Annotated in this window: 13 protein-coding genes; 6 read left to right on the top strand and 7 right to left on the bottom strand. The window is 57.9% G+C overall.

Features of this window, described 5'->3' with window-relative positions; all coding sequences use genetic code 11:
• Positions 1–376: 376 nt before the first annotated feature.
• Positions 377–1,861: a ribosomal protection-like ABC-F family protein gene (abc-f, locus tag PV407_RS18905; protein ID WP_332091520.1), complete on the top strand. Its 1,485-nt coding sequence runs from the start codon at positions 377–379 to the stop codon at positions 1,859–1,861.
• Positions 1,862–2,112: 251 nt separating this feature from the next.
• Positions 2,113–3,144 (top strand): Cfr family 23S rRNA (adenine(2503)-C(8))-methyltransferase, encoded by a 1,032-nt coding sequence (locus PV407_RS18900; protein WP_332091519.1) that lies wholly within the window; start codon positions 2,113–2,115, stop codon positions 3,142–3,144.
• A 106-nt stretch (positions 3,145–3,250) separates the two neighbouring features.
• On the opposite strand, the gene PV407_RS18895 is transcribed toward PV407_RS18900, so the two are convergent.
• The 5 genes from PV407_RS18895 to PV407_RS18875 form a co-directional block, all read right to left on the bottom strand.
• Complete coding sequence (locus PV407_RS18895; protein ID WP_332091518.1) at positions 3,251–4,270, bottom strand: vWA domain-containing protein; 1,020 nt, start codon at positions 4,268–4,270, stop codon at positions 3,251–3,253.
• A gap of 74 nt (positions 4,271–4,344) precedes the next feature.
• Positions 4,345–5,460 carry an AAA family ATPase gene (locus PV407_RS18890; protein ID WP_332091517.1) on the bottom strand — a complete coding sequence of 372 codons (1,116 nt, stop codon included), beginning with the start codon at positions 5,458–5,460 and terminating at the stop codon, positions 4,345–4,347.
• Positions 5,461–5,487: 27 nt separating this feature from the next.
• Positions 5,488–5,967, bottom strand: a complete 480-nt coding sequence (locus PV407_RS18885) for a DUF6530 family protein (protein WP_332091516.1) — start codon at positions 5,965–5,967, stop codon at positions 5,488–5,490.
• Positions 5,968–6,407: 440 nt separating this feature from the next.
• A complete protein-coding gene (locus PV407_RS18880) occupies positions 6,408–7,412 on the bottom strand; it encodes a zinc-dependent alcohol dehydrogenase (protein WP_332091515.1) in 1,005 nt (334 codons plus the stop codon).
• A 103-nt stretch (positions 7,413–7,515) separates the two neighbouring features.
• A complete protein-coding gene (locus tag PV407_RS18875; RefSeq protein WP_332091514.1) occupies positions 7,516–8,352 on the bottom strand; it encodes a helix-turn-helix transcriptional regulator in 837 nt (278 codons plus the stop codon).
• Between the two features lie 187 nt (positions 8,353–8,539).
• Between PV407_RS18875 and panD the strand changes: the two genes are divergently transcribed.
• Positions 8,540–8,953 carry an aspartate 1-decarboxylase gene (gene panD, locus PV407_RS18870; RefSeq protein WP_332091513.1) on the top strand — a complete coding sequence of 138 codons (414 nt, stop codon included), beginning with the start codon at positions 8,540–8,542 and terminating at the stop codon, positions 8,951–8,953.
• The gene (locus tag PV407_RS18865; RefSeq protein ID WP_332091512.1) at positions 8,934–9,659 is read left to right on the top strand and encodes a YheC/YheD family protein; all 726 of its coding nucleotides are present in this window, start codon (positions 8,934–8,936) and stop codon (positions 9,657–9,659) included. The genes panD and PV407_RS18865 overlap by 20 nt, the downstream gene beginning before the upstream one ends.
• Positions 9,660–9,756: 97 nt before the next feature.
• Here the strand turns inward: PV407_RS18865 and PV407_RS18860 are convergent, their stop codons facing one another.
• Together PV407_RS18860 and PV407_RS18855 are read right to left on the bottom strand one after the other, a co-directional pair.
• Positions 9,757–11,079, bottom strand: coding sequence for an ABC transporter substrate-binding protein (locus tag PV407_RS18860; protein WP_332091511.1), 1,323 nt, complete (start codon positions 11,077–11,079; stop codon positions 9,757–9,759).
• Positions 11,080–11,126: 47 nt separating this feature from the next.
• Entirely contained in the window at positions 11,127–13,397 is a 2,271-nt protein-coding gene (locus tag PV407_RS18855; protein ID WP_332091510.1) for a glycoside hydrolase family 31 protein, read from the bottom strand.
• Positions 13,398–13,629: 232 nt separating this feature from the next.
• Between PV407_RS18855 and PV407_RS18850 the strand changes: the two genes are divergently transcribed.
• Both PV407_RS18850 and PV407_RS18845 read left to right on the top strand, forming a co-directional pair.
• On the top strand, positions 13,630–16,269 hold the full coding sequence (locus PV407_RS18850; protein WP_332091509.1) for a TIM-barrel domain-containing protein: 2,640 nt from the start codon (positions 13,630–13,632) through the stop codon (positions 16,267–16,269).
• Positions 16,270–17,232 (top strand): phosphotransferase family protein, encoded by a 963-nt coding sequence (locus PV407_RS18845; protein ID WP_332091508.1) that lies wholly within the window; start codon positions 16,270–16,272, stop codon positions 17,230–17,232.
• Positions 17,233–17,315: the final 83 nt, after the last annotated feature.

Here is a 17,315-nt window from a genome sequence, read left to right as displayed (position 1 = left end):
TATGCGAATAGTAACCGACGCCCAACCGAATCCGACACGAAACGACAAAAAGGTTGAACGTTTTGTTAAGAAAACAAAAAAAGCTTGATTTCTCAAGCTTGCGTTGTAAAAACGGATATGTTAAAATTTCGCTATCACTGGACGATAGGAGATGAAAAGAATAATGTAATATTTCTTGCCGTCGTTTGAAGAATAGAGCAATATTTGTTTTATTCTTTTCGGCAAGAAAGTTACCTTATTCTTTTCACTCAAAAAATAGATCCTTTTCATGCCCTGCGACCGGGTTGGATTTGACGTATTTTTTTGAGCCGTAAGAAAGGTAACTTTCTTGCGGCTCTTTTTGTCGTTACGGAAAATAACAAAGGAGGTTACCGACATGTCATCGATCAAAGTAACGAACTTGACGTTTGCCTACGACGACAGTTCCGACAACATCTTTGAACATGTAAGCTTTCAAATCGATACCGACTGGAAGTTGGGCTTTACGGGAAGAAACGGCCGGGGCAAGACCACGTTTCTCCATCTGCTTCTCGGCAAATACGAATACAGCGGAACGATTTCGGCGGGCGTCGGCTTCGAGTATTTCCCCTTCCATGTTGCACGCAAAGAGAACAACACCGTCGACGTCGTCGCCGACATTGATCCGGACATTGAACATTGGCAGCTTCTGCGCGAGCTTTCGCTGCTGAAGGTGTCGGAGGACGTGCTCTACCGACCGTTCGAATCGCTGTCCAACGGCGAACAAACGAAAGTGCTGCTGGCGGCTTTGTTTTTGAAGGAAAACCGTTTTTTGCTCATCGACGAGCCGACCAACCATCTGGATCTGCATGCCCGGAAGCTGGTCAGCGATTATTTGAACGACAAGAGCGGATACATTTTGGTATCGCACGACCGGGCGTTTCTCGACAACTGCGTGGACCACATCCTTTCGATCAACAATACCAATATCGAAATCCGGAAAGGAACCTTTTCCGACTGGTGGGAGAACAAACAACGGCAAGACAGCTTCGAGATGACCGAGAACGAAAAGCTGAGGAAGGACATCAAGCGGCTGTCCGATTCGGCCAAGCGGACGAGCAACTGGTCGCACGAGGTGGAAAAAACAAAAAACGGCACCCGCAATTCCGGCTCCAAGGTCGATAAAGGGTACGTCGGCCACAAAGCCGCCAAAATGATGAAGAGGTCCAAGTCGATCGAGCAGCGACAACAGTCCGCGATCGAGGAAAAATCCCGGCTTCTGAAAAACGTCGAAAGCTCGGAAAGCCTGAAATTATCGCAATTGGCGTATCACAAACACCAATTGATCGAGCTTAACCGAGTTTCGATTCATTATGGCGAGAAGATCGTTTGCCGCGATGTCAGCTTTACCGTCGAGCAAGGGGACCGCATTGCGCTTTCCGGCCCGAACGGCTCGGGAAAATCCAGCTTGCTCAAACGGATTTGCGGAGAAGATATTTCTTATTCCGGCGCACTGCGAATAGGGAGTCAGCTGAAAATATCCTACGTATCGCAAGACACCTCGCACTTGCGGGGCGATTTGTCGCAATTTGCCAGAAGCAGCGGGATTGACGAAAGCTTGTTCAAATCGATTTTGAGGAAACTCGATTTTTCGCGCTTGCAATTCGAAAAGGACATGGCGTCATTTAGCGGCGGCCAGAAGAAGAAAGTGTTGATCGCCAAAAGCCTGTGCGAGCGGGTTCATGTACACGTCTGGGACGAACCGCTCAATTTTGTCGACGTCATTTCCCGGATGCAAATCGAAGAGCTGCTGCTGGAGCATGCTCCGACCATCCTTTTTGTGGAGCATGACAGCGAATTTTGCAAGCGGATCGCGACAAAGATTGTCGAGCTGAAAAACTAATCCGTTCAGGAGGATGAAAGCGATGCTGATTGAGGTCGTAGATGATTGTGTGAGCCGGTTCCTGTCAAGCGAAGCGGTTCACAAACAAACTAATCGGTCGCCGGAGGTTTACCCGACTATCGACAGATGCACGTAGCGATCCGTCTGCAAGCGTATCGTTGCTTTTTTTGCCTGCGTAGTTGGTTATCGACGTGTTAAAGCGCCGGCCGACGGCTGCTTTTCGACGTTTTCTCCGGCGGTAAGGAGAAGACATGAAACCAACTTCGAAATATGAAACGATTCGGCGAATGCTGTCCGACTTCAAGCAGCCCATGTACCGGTATGCGCAAATTACGGACGCGATTTTCAAGCATAACGTCGGCGAATACGAACGGATGACCGTACTGCCCCGATTTTTACGCGACGAGTTGACCAGGACGCTTGGTCCGCGCGTCTGCAGCGTCGTTCCGGTAAAGGAACTCGCGTCGAATCAGGTCAGCAAGGTGCTGTTTGCCATTGCGGGCGGCGAACGCGTAGAGGCCGTACGACTGACTTATGAACGCGGGTGGAAATCGTATTGTATTTCCACGCAGTGCGGCTGCGGGTTCGGGTGCAAGTTTTGCGCCACCGGTACGATCGGCCTGAAACGGAATTTGACAGCCGATGAAATAACCGATCAATTGCTTCACTTTCATTTGAACGGCCACGCCTTGGACAGCGTCTCGTTCATGGGTATGGGGGAGGCGCTCGCCAACCCTCATCTTTTTGATGCATTGACGATTTTGACCGACCCGCGCCTCTTCGGTTTAGGACATCGGCGAATTACGATTTCCACCATCGGCTTGTTGCCGGGGATCGACAGGCTGACACGGGAGTTTCCGCAGGTCAATATAACTTTCTCGCTGCATTCCCCGTTCGACGATCAGCGAAGCGAGCTGATGCCGATCAACGACCGGTTCCCGGTCCGCGACGTGTTGAACGCATTGGATCGCCATATCCGGCATACCGGAAGAAAGGTGTACATCGCGTATATTCTTCTTCAAGAGGTCAACGATTCGACGGCGCATGCGGAAGCGGTTGCCGGGCTGCTGCGGGGAAGGGGGCCCGGGGAACATCTTTATCATGTCAATCTGATTCCTTACAATTCGACCGAAGTGACGCCGCAAAACTATCGGCCGACCGATCCCGGTCGGATCCAGGCGTTTGTTCGGATCTTGAAGTCCGAGGGGATCAACGTCACGGTCCGAACACAATTCGGATCGGACATTAACGCGGCTTGCGGCCAGCTGTACCGAACCGAATAAAGGCCGCGGCAAAGCCGCGACCGGAAAAAGAAACGGCTGCCGGAAAGCGGGCAGCCGTCTTGATTTGCGGATAAACCGACAACGCCTAACGGAGACATGAGAGAACCTATACATACCGTGCGATAATCCGTACCAGCCTCGCGGGAAGTTCCTCCAAATTCGCGATATCCAAAAAACGCTCGTTCCCGTATATGCGGTGGATCACGTCTTTGTCCTGGCCGATCGCGGCGGCCAAAAACGCAACGCCTTTCCGTTCATACTCGGCGATCGTCCGCTGCATGTCCAGTATCGCATAATGGCCGGTATAATCGTCCATCGCTTTCGGCTGTCCGTCGCTAATGCCGATCAGCAGCTTCGTCTTTTGCGGCGCTGCGGCCAATCGCTCCGCCATCAGCCGCAGCGCCAGGCCGTCCCGGTTGTTGCTCCTGGAGCGAATCCCCATCAGCCGGAACCGGTCGCGGGGATCCGGCTTGTCGAAGTCGGCGTAAGCAAAGATCGACATTTGCTCCAGCCGGGAAACGTCGGCGGTATCGCCGTAAATCAACACGGGAATCCCGCATAACCGGCAAAACTCATAAACCGCGATCGCCGCGCGTTTCGCCGCTTCCAACCGGCCGAAGGCCGCCATCGACGCCGATTCGTCGATCCTTACGCCGACCGCCAGCGAAGGGGAATCGGTCGGAGGGCGTTTTCGGGCGAAATACCTGTAGTCCCGGTAAGCGACGCTGTCGGCTTGAAAGTTGCTGCCGTAATAATGATTTCTGGCGTATTCCGAGCTCGTCTCCATCTCCAGCAGCGGGAGCGTCTTCCCGACCATTTCCCGTACGATCGGCAATATCCCTTTGCTCAGTTCGCCATATTCCGCCTCGAAGTCCAAATCGAAGTCCGGACGGTGGACAACGAGCTTCACGCCGCGATGAACGGACTCGGCGGCAATCTGTCTCGCGTCGCGATTCAGCTTTTTGCGGAATTCGCGTTCTTTGCGCATCGCCTCCTCCGACATCGCTTCCGGATTGGCCCGATGGTACCGGGGCGCGCCGGTTTCTCCCGAATCCGAGCTTTCGGCATCGGCGAGATCGTCGGAATCGGCCGATCGGCTTTCGTCGCTATCCGCGGACTTTTTCAAGGCGATGCCGGTTTCTTCCGGACGGTCGTCGGCTGCGGTGTCGGTGTCGTCGATTTGGCCCCATGTTCGGATTTCTACGGCGTCATCGTTCGTTTTTTTTTGCGTTCGGCCGGAAGTTCGTCCAATCGCGCCAGCAGCCCGCTGCCGCGAAGCGCGTCCTCGAGCAGTTTGATTTCGTCGGGATCGGTCGTAATTTTGTAGACGACTTTATGGTAAAGGGATTCGCGCGCGGAAACGCCTTCGGCGACCGCGTCCGCCCAGTAAAAATAGGAGCGCATGCCGGCCACGCCTTTCATCGCGTTGGCCCGGGCCGTTTGGTCCAGGACGATGACGGCTTCCGCGAGCGCGTCCAGCACCGGCTCGTTCCCGTAACCGGTTTTGGCGATCGCGCGCTCGATCATGACCGCTTTGGGCGGCAAATCCATCTTTTCCGTATGCTGCACCCGGTCGCGCAGCGCTTCGTTCAACGGCCTTACTCCCGCGTAGCCGCGGTTCGTCGTGATCACCGCTATGAAGTCCGGATGTCTGCGCACGATTTCGGTCGGCAAGTTGATGGCGCCGTCAAGCTCCAATGCGGAGTTCAGCGCCATTAACACCGCGGCGTCCCGGATGACGGTCGGTTCCTGGATTTCGAGCAAATACCCGTTCCGATAGGCCCTCACGATCTCCGAAGGATAAAATCGGTACTCGACCGCCTCGCCGTCGGCGACCGAAGCCGCCCGCTTCAGCAATTGCTTTAGCTTGACGGACGCCTGTTCGTACGAAATGCCCAGGGCGTCCGTCAAAATGTCCGTCGCGCTTCGAAACCCGTCGCTCTCGTACAAGGCTTTCAGCGCGGATTGCTCCGCGGGCTCGAGCCGATCCAATCGTTCGGAGGAAAGCACGGGCAAAATGGCGCCGATAATATCCGTCTTATCCATATCGGCGAAGCAGGTCACTTTCGTATATGGCAGCCCGAAATCGGCCGACAGCGCTTTGGCGAGCTGCGTTTTCCCGGAGCCTGCGTCGCCTTCGAGCAAAATGTTGGCGATTTTCATCTCGCCGCGATTCCAGTTGCGCCTTACTTCCCGACAAATGCGCCGTTCTTCCTCGCTGACTTTATGGGATAACGGCTTTATCCAGACAAGCGCTCGCTCCTCGTCGGTCAGCCGCCTGCCCGGCGATAACGCTTGCTGCTCCCGGTCCTCCATGACTTTCTCCTTTCCGTACGACGGACGTCAATAGCCCATGTCCTTCAATATTCTCGACAACGTGCGCAGCCGTTCCCCGATCATCTCGTCGTCGTCGCTCAAAGCTTGGCTGAACAGCTGAATATCGTCGTTGATCTTTTCATTGTCCGTGCATACCGCCACGGTCATCGCGTCGCCCTGCAGGCCGACCCGATCGATCACCGGATTGTTCGTATCGTACAAATGCTCGTATCGGTACGCTTCGCGAAAATGCTCGAGCGTCCGGCAGATGAGAATGGACAAATCCAGCACCCGGTGCAGCGGCAGCTCCTCCGACTGTCTGGACCACTTTTCCCCCGTATATCGCCATACTTTGGCCGAAATGTCGAGCTTTCCCCTGTCGTTCCATTGCGCCAATCCGAGCGACAGCCCCTTCGTATCGGTGTTTCGGGCGAAGCGGCCGTCGATGCGCTCGTAGTTTTCGGACACGATGACAGGCTTATGTTTTAAGGTGGTCGGTATTTTCATGGCAGTTCCCTCTTCTCGATTTACTAATTTACTGAATTACTAATTTACTAAACTACTGCTTCATCATATCCTCCCTCTTTTTAATAGTCAAGATGCTCAGCGTATGGTTGGAAACGAAAAAACCGTCCGGGAAAGAAGCCCGGACGGCCACGGCAGTGCAACCCCGCTTTTACGCGCCGGGGGAATAACAAAACGATATTAGCGGTAGAACCTCCTGTAACCTGTACCGATTGTCCCCTTGCTTGCCACACTATCCGGACAATCTCCCGTTACCATGGCCCGAATCGCGCTTTTTTGCCGATGCGGTGCAGATTTGCCGGGAGTTATTCCCGTTTCTACATCGCGATATCGATTCGGAGACGAATTAGCGGGATCTATTCCTGTATCCGGATGCGGAGAAAGCCATTCGCCCGCCGGGCAGACGCTTGCCCGCCAACCGGTCATTGCGCGTTCAGCTTCGTCCAATCGAACAGCACGCCCATGGCCGAGCCGCGGTTCGTCGCGAGCAGCCCGTACGCCTCCGCCGCATCCCGCGGGGAGAAACGATGCGTAATCAAAGATGCGACATCCATCCGGCCTTGGGCGATATAGCTCAAAAACAGGGCGGCCATATCGGGATGGCGCCAGCCTTTGTAATCCATACGGGCATGAATGCCCAGGATCGATACCGAATTCGATACGACGTTGCGTCCCATCTGCTGCTGCGACGGAGTGGCCGTATCCCCCAGCAAAATGACGCGTCCCAAAGGCTTGACCAGCTTCGTCGCCTGGGCCAAAGCCGCCGGATGGCCGGTAACGTCGAAGACGACGTCCAGCATGGCGCCGCCGGTCATGTCCCGGATCCGCTCATGCGCCGCGCCGGCGTCCATCGCCAGCCGATGAACGCCGGGCCGCTCCCGGACCAGCTTCAACCGGCTTTCCGCCGGATCGATGGCGAACAGCTCCCGGGCTCCGGACACATAGGCGTATTGCGTCACCAATTGGCCGAGTATGCCGAGCCCGATGACGCCGACCGTCTCCCCGAGCTGCAGCTCCGCCCTTCGGACGCCGAGCTGCGTCGTTTTCGCCAAATTGACCCAGGCCCCTTGCTCCGCGCCGATCGGTCCCGGAATGGGGACGGCGTGCCTCGCTTCCGCTTTAAAATATTGGGCGTGCGAATGTTCGGTGAACACGAGGTCGCCTTTGCGAATCCTTTCCGTTCCGACACCCGCTTCCAGCACTTCCGCGACCATCGAATAGCCGGGACGAAACGGATACTTTACCCAATCGGCCCAATTCGTTTCCGGGTCGAATACGCCCCGCAGGCACTGCATTTCCGTCCCCGTACTGATCAGGGAGCATCTTGCCGCGCACAGCAGCTGCGTCGGCCCGAGCGAAGGGTCGAGCGTTTCCTCGCGGAGCTCCACTTTGTTTTGTTCCGGGAAAACGATGTTCAACGTGTCCATCTTACCCCTCCCAAACGGGATTATGATGATGTACAATCACCCGTATTGTAAACGGTTCGGACAACGAAAACATAGAGCACCGCTTTGCCTAAGTTAAACACTTTTACAGGTCGAACAAGCGCTTGTATTGTCCCGGGGAAATGCCCGTATATTTCTTGAACAGCCGGGCGAACGTCTGCGTATCGTTAAAGCCGAGCATGCGGCCGATTTCGGCGACGTTCAGCTCCCTCGTCTCCAACAGCGATTTCGCCTTCGCGATTTTGATTTCCCTGTGGAGCACGATCGGCGATTTGCCGAACAGCTCTTTGAAGCGGTTGCTGACGTAGGTCGGATTCATATGCAGCTCCTCGGCCATCTGCCGCAGCGAAAACGAGGCTTCCGGCTGCGCCGCGATTTTCAGCAGAACGGTCAAAAAGCTGCGGGACGGCTGTTCCTTCACGGCGTGCTCCGCGCTTTCGAAAGCGTTGTCAAGCAGCAGAAAAAGCAGCTCGAGCGCCTTCGCCTTGCGCAAGACGATATTGGGCAAATAGCCGCCCCCGGACGTCGTGTGCATGAATTCGTCGAATACCGCCTCGAATTTCTCGTAATTTTTCAGCGGATACATGTACGGGATGTTCAAAAACGGCAGCACGTCGATCAAATTATGAATTTTGTACGTAAAATGCCACCATAAAAACTCGGTCTCCTCGTCGCTGTCCTTATATTGGTCGTGCTCCAGCAGCGCGGGGATGAAGATGACGGTTCCCGGCCGAATGTCGTAAACGCGGTCCCGCACTTTCAGCTTGGCCGAGCCCTTTTTCACGTACGTCATCATGTCAAAGTGTTGAAGCGTCCGATTCCGGTAATTCATCTCGCGGCGGCGGTGCATATCGAACTGCAGCACCTTCAATTCCGCCGTTTCCAGCAACGATGAGACGATATCGTCTTTCACCGAACCCACTTCCTTCTCCCGCGAGCCTGGTTTGATTGATGATATCGTAAGCGATACGTCTTCGCGCTGTCAAAACCATTTCCCCACAGCTTCCTGCTTCGCCCAAACGTTCATGTGCGTTTGTACATAGTGTGTTCTAGAAAGCTGCTTCGTCAGCCGAATGCCCAAATGCCCCTAAAAGAAAGGATCTGCAACGATGAAACGATTGATGTGCAAAGGCAAAATTCATCGCGCGACCGTTACCGAGGCCAGCCTGGATTACGTAGGCAGCATTACGATCGACGCCCTCCTGATGAAGACGGCGAACATCCATCCGTACGAGATGGTGCAGGTAACGAGTCTTCGCAATGCGACGCGCTGGAAAACGTACGCGATTCCGGCCCCGGAAGGCTCGGGAAAAATATGTCTCAATGGCCCGCCCGCGCATTTGTTCCAGCCCGGCGACTTGGTCGTCATTTTGAGCCTGGGCCTGTTTGACGAAAACGAGCTGGCCGGTCTCGTGCCGCGCGTCGTGTTCGTCGACGCCGACAACCGGATGACCCGGTACGAGGATCATCCGCTGTTCGACGCGGCGGGGGAAGTGAATTGGCATGAGCTTCAGCCGAAATAAACTGGCGAAGTACCGGATTTTGGCCAAATCCCGCGCGCTGCGAACGGCGCTGCCGAAAACGCGCTCCTTCACGAAAAGCCATTTCCGCTCGCTGCTGAAACGATACCGCAAGGTGGTCGTCAAGCCGGTCGGCGGGTCGGGAGGGGCCGGCGTCATGTCCGTTTCGGCCAAAGGACGCACGTACAAAGTGCATTACGGAAAAAAGAAAAGAACGATAGCCGGTTTGTCCGCGGTATACTCGTATATCAAGCGCAAATCGAAAGGCGTCTCCTGCATCGTGCAGCGAAAAATCGCGCTGGCGCGCGTGAACGGCAGGCCGTTCGACGCGAGAGTCATGGTGCAGCGGTCCAAACGGTCCGGTTGGGTCGTGACGGGCAAATTGGCGAAAATCGCCGGCGCCGGCTATATGATCACGAATATAAAGCGAAGCAAGGGCAAAGTCGTTCCGCTGCGTGTCGCGCTCCGCAAATCCGGCATAGGCGGGAAAGCGGCCGGACGGATCGGCCGCCGGATGGACCGGATCGCCTTGAGGGCGGCCAGGCAGCTTCGGAGCCGGTACCGGATCCGCAAAGTCGGCCTCGACGCGGGAATCGACCGGAACGGAAAAGTGTGGATTATCGAAGCGAACTTCAGGCCGGACGTCAAGCTGTTTTTGAAGCTGAAAAACAAATCGATGTACAGACGGATCGTCGGATTTCGCGGCTGAACCGGCATCGCGCAAACGCCGCTCCCCGTTATGGAAAGCGGCGTTTGCGCAAATCGGTCGCCGCCGCATCGAAGCGCGGCACCCTGCTTCCCGACTTTTACTTGGACTTCGCCTCGGCCAGCCCTTTCGCCGCGGCTTCGGCCGCATCGCGGAGCGCGCTGTTCAGGTCTTTGTTTTCCGCCAGCACCTTGATCATTTCCGGCAGCAAATATTTGTCCTGGGCGTTCACCCCGTTGACGAGGCCGGGCGCTCTTCCTTGCGGCTCGGGAGCGAACTTGTGGAAGTAAAACGCTTTAACGTTTTTGCCTTTGTAGAGCGGATCGTTTTCCATGTACGCTTTCTTCGCTTTCTCGTCGTTCAGCACCGGGAACAGGCCGTCCTTCGCCATCTTCAGCTGATATTCCTCCGACGTCATGTAGGCGGCGACCTCGAAGGCGGCCTGCTGCTTTTTGCTTCCCTTCATGATGTAGTTGTAACGCGCGTTCGCCTGCAGGCCGACGCCCGGCTTCTCCTTGTACGTCGGCACGGACACGATATCCCAGGCGAATTCCCATTTCGGGACGTCGGCGGCCATGATCGTCATGCCGGAGATGCCGGTTTGGAACACTTTGCGGTCCTCTTCCTTGAACGCCGTCTTCGAATCGAACTTCAGGCCGGGCAGCGTATAGAAGCGAAGCCAGTTTTCGGCGATTGTTTTCCACGTTTCGTTCTGGAACGTCGACTTCTCCTCTTTCGGATCCAGGTACGGCAGCTCGAACGGATTGCCCGCGAAAAACGTATCGCCCCACCGGTCGCTGAAGCCCCTGTATTGGACGCCCTGCTCGTAACGGGTCAGCTTTTTCGCCAGCTCGTAAACGTCGTCCCACGTCATGCCGTCCTTCGGGTAAGGCACGCCGAATTTGTCGAACAAGTCTTTGTTGTAATATAAAGCGTTTACATTCAGATTGAGCGGAAGCCCGACGATGCTGCCGTTCGCCGCCTTCCGCATAATATCGACCGTTACCGGATCGAGCCGCGACAAATCGTAGCCGCCGCTTTTGACGAGTCCGGAAATGTCTTCGGTCAAGCCGAGTCCGTTCAGCTGATTCGGCAGCGCCCCCTTCGATCCGATGAACAGGTCGGGAACGGTTCCGGCGGCCAGCAAATCTTCGATATACGAACCTTTTTCCGGCCGAATTCCTTTCAGCGTCATGTGCGGAAACTTCTCCTTGAGCGGAGCGACGTAAAATTTGTCGAACTCCTCCTGGGTCGCCGAATACAGCGATACCGTAAGCTCGATCGGCTCTTTCGGCGCCGCTTTCGGCGGCTGCGCGGTTCCGCCGTCCGCGCCGTTCCCGCCTTCCCCTCCCTGTCCCCCGCCGCCGCACGCGGCGAGAACGGGAACGGATACGGCCAACATCGTCAAAGCTTTTTTCCACATAGCGAATCCCCCATTTTATATCATGATACAATCAAACGACAGTTCGGTTAAGCCTTTAATCGGCAGCGGATGTCGATTCCGCCTGACCGTTCTTCGACTCGGAGCGCGATCGTTCCGTCGGTAAACTGCCAATCGTCGCCGCGACGAAGCGCGCGGTCGCCCAGCCTTACTTCCGACGGCTCGCGTTCCGTACGGATGCGCAGCTCGAACGAACGCCGCTCCGGCATCCCTTCGTACCGCCCTTCCCGTTCCCCGATGCCGATTCGGAGCTCGCTTCCGTCGGCAGCGCTCGTCATTCGGGTAAGCGCTGCCTCGCCGCTGCGATACCGGAACGTCAGCCCGTCGTCCTCGAACAGAACGAATTCGCTCGACCCGTATGGATACATATGGACGCCGATCGCATCCATCGGCTTCTGGCCGACGTAATCGATCTCCGGCCAGACGGGAACGATCGCCCCGGCTTTGACGAACAGCGGCCCCCCGCGGTCGTCCGGCACGTCCGCCTCGATTGCCGCCGGCCCGACATAGCGGCGGCCGCTCCAATAATCGATCCACGTTCCTTCGGGTAAGTGAACGTCCTTCGTGAAGGCGGCGACGAGAAAGCTGTCGCCGAGCATATATTGCTGCGTCAGCCCGTCGGACTTCGGATCGTCCGGATAGGCGAGCGGCATCGAACGGATTATCGGCATGCCGGTTCGCGCGGCGACGTGGGCGGCGGAATACAAGTACGGGAGCAGACGGTAGCGCAGCTTGGCGTAATATTTGAACATCGGCAGCAGCTTGTCGCCGAGCAGCCAAGGATGGCGCCAGTACGCCCAACTGTTCACCTGCGACCACGGCTGCAAAAAGCCGAAATGGATGCCGGCCGGCGTGAACACGTCCATGTCGCAGCTCGCGTTCGCGTGCCCGACCATTCCGTGGTTCAGCATCGAGACGAGCGGCTTCGGACCGCCGCCGGTATCGCCCGCCCATGTCGCCGCATACCGCTGGATGCCGGCGTACCCCCCGGACGTATAAATCATCGGGCGCAAGCCCGTATGGTCGCGGAACCCTTCGTGCATCTGCTTGTTCAGCAGCACCGGAAACGCGTTGTGCAGCTCCTCGTCGTCCATGCCGTTGCCCCACCTGCGGTCGGGGTGCTCGTTGACCTGCCGGGCGCCGTCCATCTTGAACGCCTTCACCCCCTGGTCGACGAACTCGGTCAAATGCCGGAACCACGGTTCGTCCCGCTTCGTCTGCCGGTCCATGTAAACCGGCGCATGCGCCCGCAAATCCTGCTCGAAGTCGTCCGGGCTGTAGTCGAAGGAGGCGGAGTCGTCCCGCGCGGACGCGGAGGCGGTCGCCGGCGCCTTGAGTCCGGCCAGCTTTTCCTCGTGCCACGTCACATCGTAGTCGCTGCACAGCCATAGGCTGAGCTTGAAGCCGAGCCGTTCCAGCGCGCCGATAAACGTTTGCGGTCCCGTGCGGGCCCAGCCCGGAACGTAAAACCGGTCGGGATGCCATTTTTTGTCGACCGAGTAGTCATAGAACGTTTCCATCCAGCCGGGCTCCAGGCCGATCAAGTCGCACGGGATGCCTTCGCGGCGGAAATGCATCGCATCGTCGAGCATGTCGCGGGCGTTCGCCTGCTGGTTGCAGACGAACGTCAACCCGTACGCCCATAGCGGCAGCAGCTCGGGCTTGCCGGTAATGTCCGTAAACCGGTCGATCAGCCGTCCGTAATCCGGCGCCGCGATCAAGTAAAAATCCAGTTCGCCGCGCTTTGCGAACATGCTCCAGCGATCTTTCTTTTGCCGGCCGAGATCGAACACATGTCTCCACGTCGTATTGAGAAACAGCCCCCAGCCTTTGCTGCTGTATAAAAACGGGATCGGCGCATAACAGTCCACGTTTTTCACCCACATTTTCGCCCGGTGACCCCGTTTTTGCAGCAGCTGTCTCGATTCGTCCCCCAAGCCGTACAGCTTCTCGTCGTCCGCAAGCGCGAACTCGGCGGCAAAGCCGGATTGCGGCGCGGCTTGCCGGGCCGTCTCCCGCAGCAGCAGCCGGCCTTGTCCGTCGAACAGCGCGATCCGCCCGTCTTCCGCATTCGCCTGCACTTCGGCAAGACCGGTCCGAATCGAAACGACGCCGTCCCGCTCGTCCCGCTCGAACGGCGTTTTCGGCCATTCGTTTCTAACAATGCCGTAGCGCGTCAGCGCCCCGTCCGGAAACCGAGAATGCTCGCCGAGTCGTATGCGGAATATGTCCCCGGCGACGGGTTCGATTCGAAGCGTCCCTCCGCTTCGCACCGGCAAATCGATATAAGCTTCATCCATCCGGCCTCCAACTCCTTTTCGCTTCGTTCTCTATCATTGTAAGAAACGCCGCGGGGCGAAGCCTATGCCGTCCGATTGCAGGAATGTGGTATTCTGATGACTTCTTGGTGGCCCCATGGTAAAATGGTTGCACTTCCTCGAAATGGAATCCGCCCCGTTTTGTTCGCGGCGGTACATCTTCGATTCGTTCGTCTTCGCATCATTCGAATCCGTAACCGGGAGGTATTCGCGCATGTCCCCGCCAATCCGTTTCCAGCTTCGCGACGGAGCGTTCGTCTGCATGCAGGCTGTTTCGGAGCATACGTTTCGAATCCGTTTCGGCGACAGCCCCGATTTTCCCGAGCGCCCGCTCTTTCGTTACGGCATTTGGAGCGCCGGCGGCGGCCCGGCTCCGCACGTCGACCTTCGCGATACCGGGCGTACCGCGACGCTCTCGACCCGGCACGCCTCGTTGTCCGTCGACAAAGAGGGCGGCTCGTTCGCGCTGTCCCGCCCCGACGGCATCACGCTGACGCACAGCTCCGCCCCTCCGCAGCTCGAGCCTGGCGGCGGGTTCGAAGTGCGGTTTCGGCTCGCCGACGGGGAGAGACTGTACGGACTCGGCGATAAAGCGACGGACCGTCTTCAGGTGAGGGGCATTCGCGCGGATATGCGGACGGTGCTCGACGATACGCGAGTGCCGGTTCCGTTTTTGATGAGCAGCGCCGGTTGGGGGATTTTGCTTTCCACGACGCATGCGCATACGATCGATATCGGCCTTCGGGACCATGACACGCTCCGATTAAGCGGAACCGGCGGCGGACTCGACCTGTTTCTGATCGCAGGCGACGGGCTGCCCGTCCTGCTGGACCGCTATACGGATGTGACCGGCAAACCGCTTCTGCTGCCGATGTGGGCGTACGGCCTGACGTTCATCAGCAACCAGTACGCCGACGCGCGCGACATTATCGAGGACGGACTCAATTTTCGCCGGGAAAACATTCCGTGCGACATGATCGGTCTGGAGCCCGGCTGGATGGAAACGTACCGCGACTGCTCCACGAGCAAAAACTGGCACCCGGAACGGTTCGCGATTCCCGATTGGAGCCCGAAAGGGCCGCGGACGTTTTTGGGCGCGCTGCACCGGATGGGCTTCAAGCTCAGCTTGTGGCTGTGCTGCAGCTTCGACGTCACCCGCGAGGAGGAACGGCTGCTGCTGGCGGCCCGGCAAGAAGCGGAATCGGCGGAGGCGGCGGAGAAAACCGAGGAGGCGTGGTACGACCATTTGCAAAAATTCGTCGATCAAGGCGTCTCGGCTTTCAAGGTGGAAGGCTTCCATTTCGACACCGATCCCGGCCCGACGTGGGCGAACGGGTTAAGCTCGGCGGAAATGCACCATCTCTACCCGCTGCTGCTGGGCAAGCAAATGCACAACGGCTTCGCGAACCAAACGGGACGCCGTTCGCTCGTTTACTCGATGAACGGGTATGCGGGCATCCAGCAGTACGCCGCGACGTGGGCCGGCTATCAGCATGAAAGCGCGATCCGGCTGCTGAATCAAACTATGTCCGGCAACGCGAACGCCTTGACCGACATGGACGTTCATTCGCCCGCCGGCATCCATTTCGGCTTTTTGCAAACGCTGTCCCAAGTGAACAGCTGGGCGTATTGGCAGCATCCGAGCCTGCTGGAGCCCGAACAGCTCCAAATGTTTCGCATGTACGCCAAGCTCCGTTACCGGCTCCTTCCGTATTTGTACTCCGCCGCCGCCGTGGCGGCCCGATCGGGGTTGCCGGTCATGCGTGCGATGCCGCTCGGCTTTCCGGACGATCCGGCGGCGGACCGGTTGACCGGGCAATACATGCTTGGCGATTCGCTGCTGGTCGCGCTGAACGAACGCGTCCATTTACCGGCCGGCGGCTGGATCGATTATTGGACCGGGACGCTGCTGGAAGGTCCGCGGGAAATCGTAAGCGACATCCCTTCCTTCGCGGGAGGACCGCTGTTCGTTCGCGCCGGAGCCATTATTCCGGTATGGCCGGACGTCAGCCATGTCGGCCCGGCGTTGCCCGAGCGGATCGGCGTGCTCGTCTATCCGTACGGGGAATCGGGCGAAGCCGTCCTGTACGAGGATGACGGCGTAAGCTTCGGATACAGAAACGGCGAGTTCGCCGAAACGAAAATGAGCTTCCGCGCGGAGCGGCGGCGGCTGACCGTTCGGATCGAGCCGCGAGCCGGAGCGTTCTCCGGAATGCCGGCGAAGCGGGGATACGACGTGACGATCCGCGCCGAGTCCGCGCCGGCGGAGCTGCTCGTAAACGGCGCGCCGCTGCCCGCAAGCGGCGAGGCTTCGGCGGAAGGCTGGCGGTTCGACCGGGCGTCCCGGGAAATTCGGCTGACCGTCGACGAAGCTGCGGACCGGCTTCGTCCGGCCGATATCGAGCTGCGGTACGAGACGAACGTGCGCGGCGACGACGACACGGCTGGCGGAACGTCTCTCGATCGGATGACGTCCGCGGAGGCGCCGTCGAACGAGCTGATCCGGCAAGTCGTGGCTCTTTTGAACGATGCGGGAGGCCGGGACCGGTCGCTGAACGCGATCGCCGAGCGGATCCACGTGAACGCCTCGCATTTGAGCCGGCTGTTCAAGCGCGAGATGGGCGTCCCTTTTTCGGAGTATGCGCTGAAGCTGAAAATGGAACAGGCGAAGCGGCTGCTGCTGGAACAACGAAAAATCGGCGAAGTGGCCGACCGTCTCGGCTTTACCGATTCCAGCCATTTCGTCCGCGCCTTCCGCAACTATTGGGGAATTACTCCGGGGAAAATAAAGCCGTCCGAATCCGGCGGCGCTAAGCGGTCCGATGAACGGAACGACCGGAAGGAGAGTCGATGAATGCAGGAGCGGCTTGCGAACGGCATCAAAAGGATGTTGAATGAACGATACGGGCTTGAGGGCGCTTCCGTCTCGCCGCAGAAAGGCGGCTGGGCGGCGCTGGCGTTCCGTGTGACCGCAGGCGGCCGGTCTTATTTTTTGAAAGCGTACGAAAAAAGCAGAACGTCCACGCCCAAATGGACGGCTCCGATCGACGCGTATGCGCCGATCCTTCTCTGGCTGTCGCGTCACACCGGCCTGCACGGCAAAGTTCCCGTTCCGCTGACGACCGCGGATGGCGCGTTCAAATGCGATGACGAGCATGCCGTTTACATGCTGTACGACTATATTGACGGGGAGACGATCGGCGATAACGGGCTGACGGGAGAGCAAATTCGCGAGTTGGCGGAAATCGTGGCCGAGCTTCACGGCTATGGGGGACGGCTGCCGGTCGCAACGGATGCGATCGCGGAACGGTTTGACGCGCCGTTTGTGCGGCAGCTGCGGGACGCATCGAACCGGCGATTGCGCGATGTTCCGGCGGATGTCGCCGAGCTGATCGGCTCGTATGCCCGACAAATCGGCGACGCGACCGATGCCGTCGAAACGCTTTCGGCCCGTTTGAAAGAGAGCGACTTGCGATTGGCGTTGTGCCATACGGATATTCACAATTGGAACCTGATGCGGACGGAGCGCCGGTTGATGCTGATCGACTGGGAAGGATTGAAGCTCGCCCCCGTCGAAGCGGACATGATGTTTTTCGCGGACAAGCCGTACTTCGCCGATTTTTTGAGCGTTTATCGGAAGCGCCATGAGCGTTACGAGATCGACCCGGACGCCATGCGGTTTTACAAAATGAGACGGGTGCTGGAAGATGCGTGGGAGTTCGTCGCGCAGCTCGTATACGACGGCCAGGACGCCGAAGAACGGGAAGCGACGATGATCGGCTTGGAAAAAGAATTGGATAGCTTAAGCAAGCTTTGACGCGCCCGGCCGCTCTCTTGCCGATCGATCGGTCTCGCGACCCAAACGGCGGCAAGCCGCCGTTTGGATGCGGCAGCTTGCCC

Origin of the sequence: Paenibacillus sp. GYB003, assembly GCF_036577625.1 — a bacterium.
GTDB lineage: Bacteria > Bacillota > Bacilli > Paenibacillales > NBRC-103111 > Paenibacillus_AB.
Note: the sequence above shows the minus strand (reverse complement) of the source record. Positions and strands in the feature narration are given on the sequence as shown.

Bases quoted from the DNA above. Each gene is read 5' to 3' on its own strand.
- abc-f (WP_332091520.1), top strand. From the start codon at position 377: ATGTCATCGATCAAAGTAACGAACTTGACGTTTGCCTACGACGACAGT.
- PV407_RS18900 (WP_332091519.1), top strand. From the start codon at position 2,113: ATGAAACCAACTTCGAAATATGAAACGATTCGGCGAATGCTGTCCGAC.
- PV407_RS18890 (WP_332091517.1), bottom strand. From the start codon at position 5,460: ATGGAGGACCGGGAGCAGCAAGCGTTATCGCCGGGCAGGCGGCTGACC.
- PV407_RS18885 (WP_332091516.1), bottom strand. From the start codon at position 5,967: ATGAAAATACCGACCACCTTAAAACATAAGCCTGTCATCGTGTCCGAA.
- PV407_RS18880 (WP_332091515.1), bottom strand. From the start codon at position 7,412: ATGGACACGTTGAACATCGTTTTCCCGGAACAAAACAAAGTGGAGCTC.
- panD (WP_332091513.1), top strand. From the start codon at position 8,540: ATGAAACGATTGATGTGCAAAGGCAAAATTCATCGCGCGACCGTTACC.
- PV407_RS18865 (WP_332091512.1), top strand. From the start codon at position 8,934: ATGAGCTTCAGCCGAAATAAACTGGCGAAGTACCGGATTTTGGCCAAA.
- PV407_RS18860 (WP_332091511.1), bottom strand. From the start codon at position 11,079: ATGTGGAAAAAAGCTTTGACGATGTTGGCCGTATCCGTTCCCGTTCTC.
- PV407_RS18855 (WP_332091510.1), bottom strand. From the start codon at position 13,397: ATGGATGAAGCTTATATCGATTTGCCGGTGCGAAGCGGAGGGACGCTT.
- PV407_RS18850 (WP_332091509.1), top strand. From the start codon at position 13,630: ATGTCCCCGCCAATCCGTTTCCAGCTTCGCGACGGAGCGTTCGTCTGC.
- PV407_RS18845 (WP_332091508.1), top strand. From the start codon at position 16,270: ATGCAGGAGCGGCTTGCGAACGGCATCAAAAGGATGTTGAATGAACGA.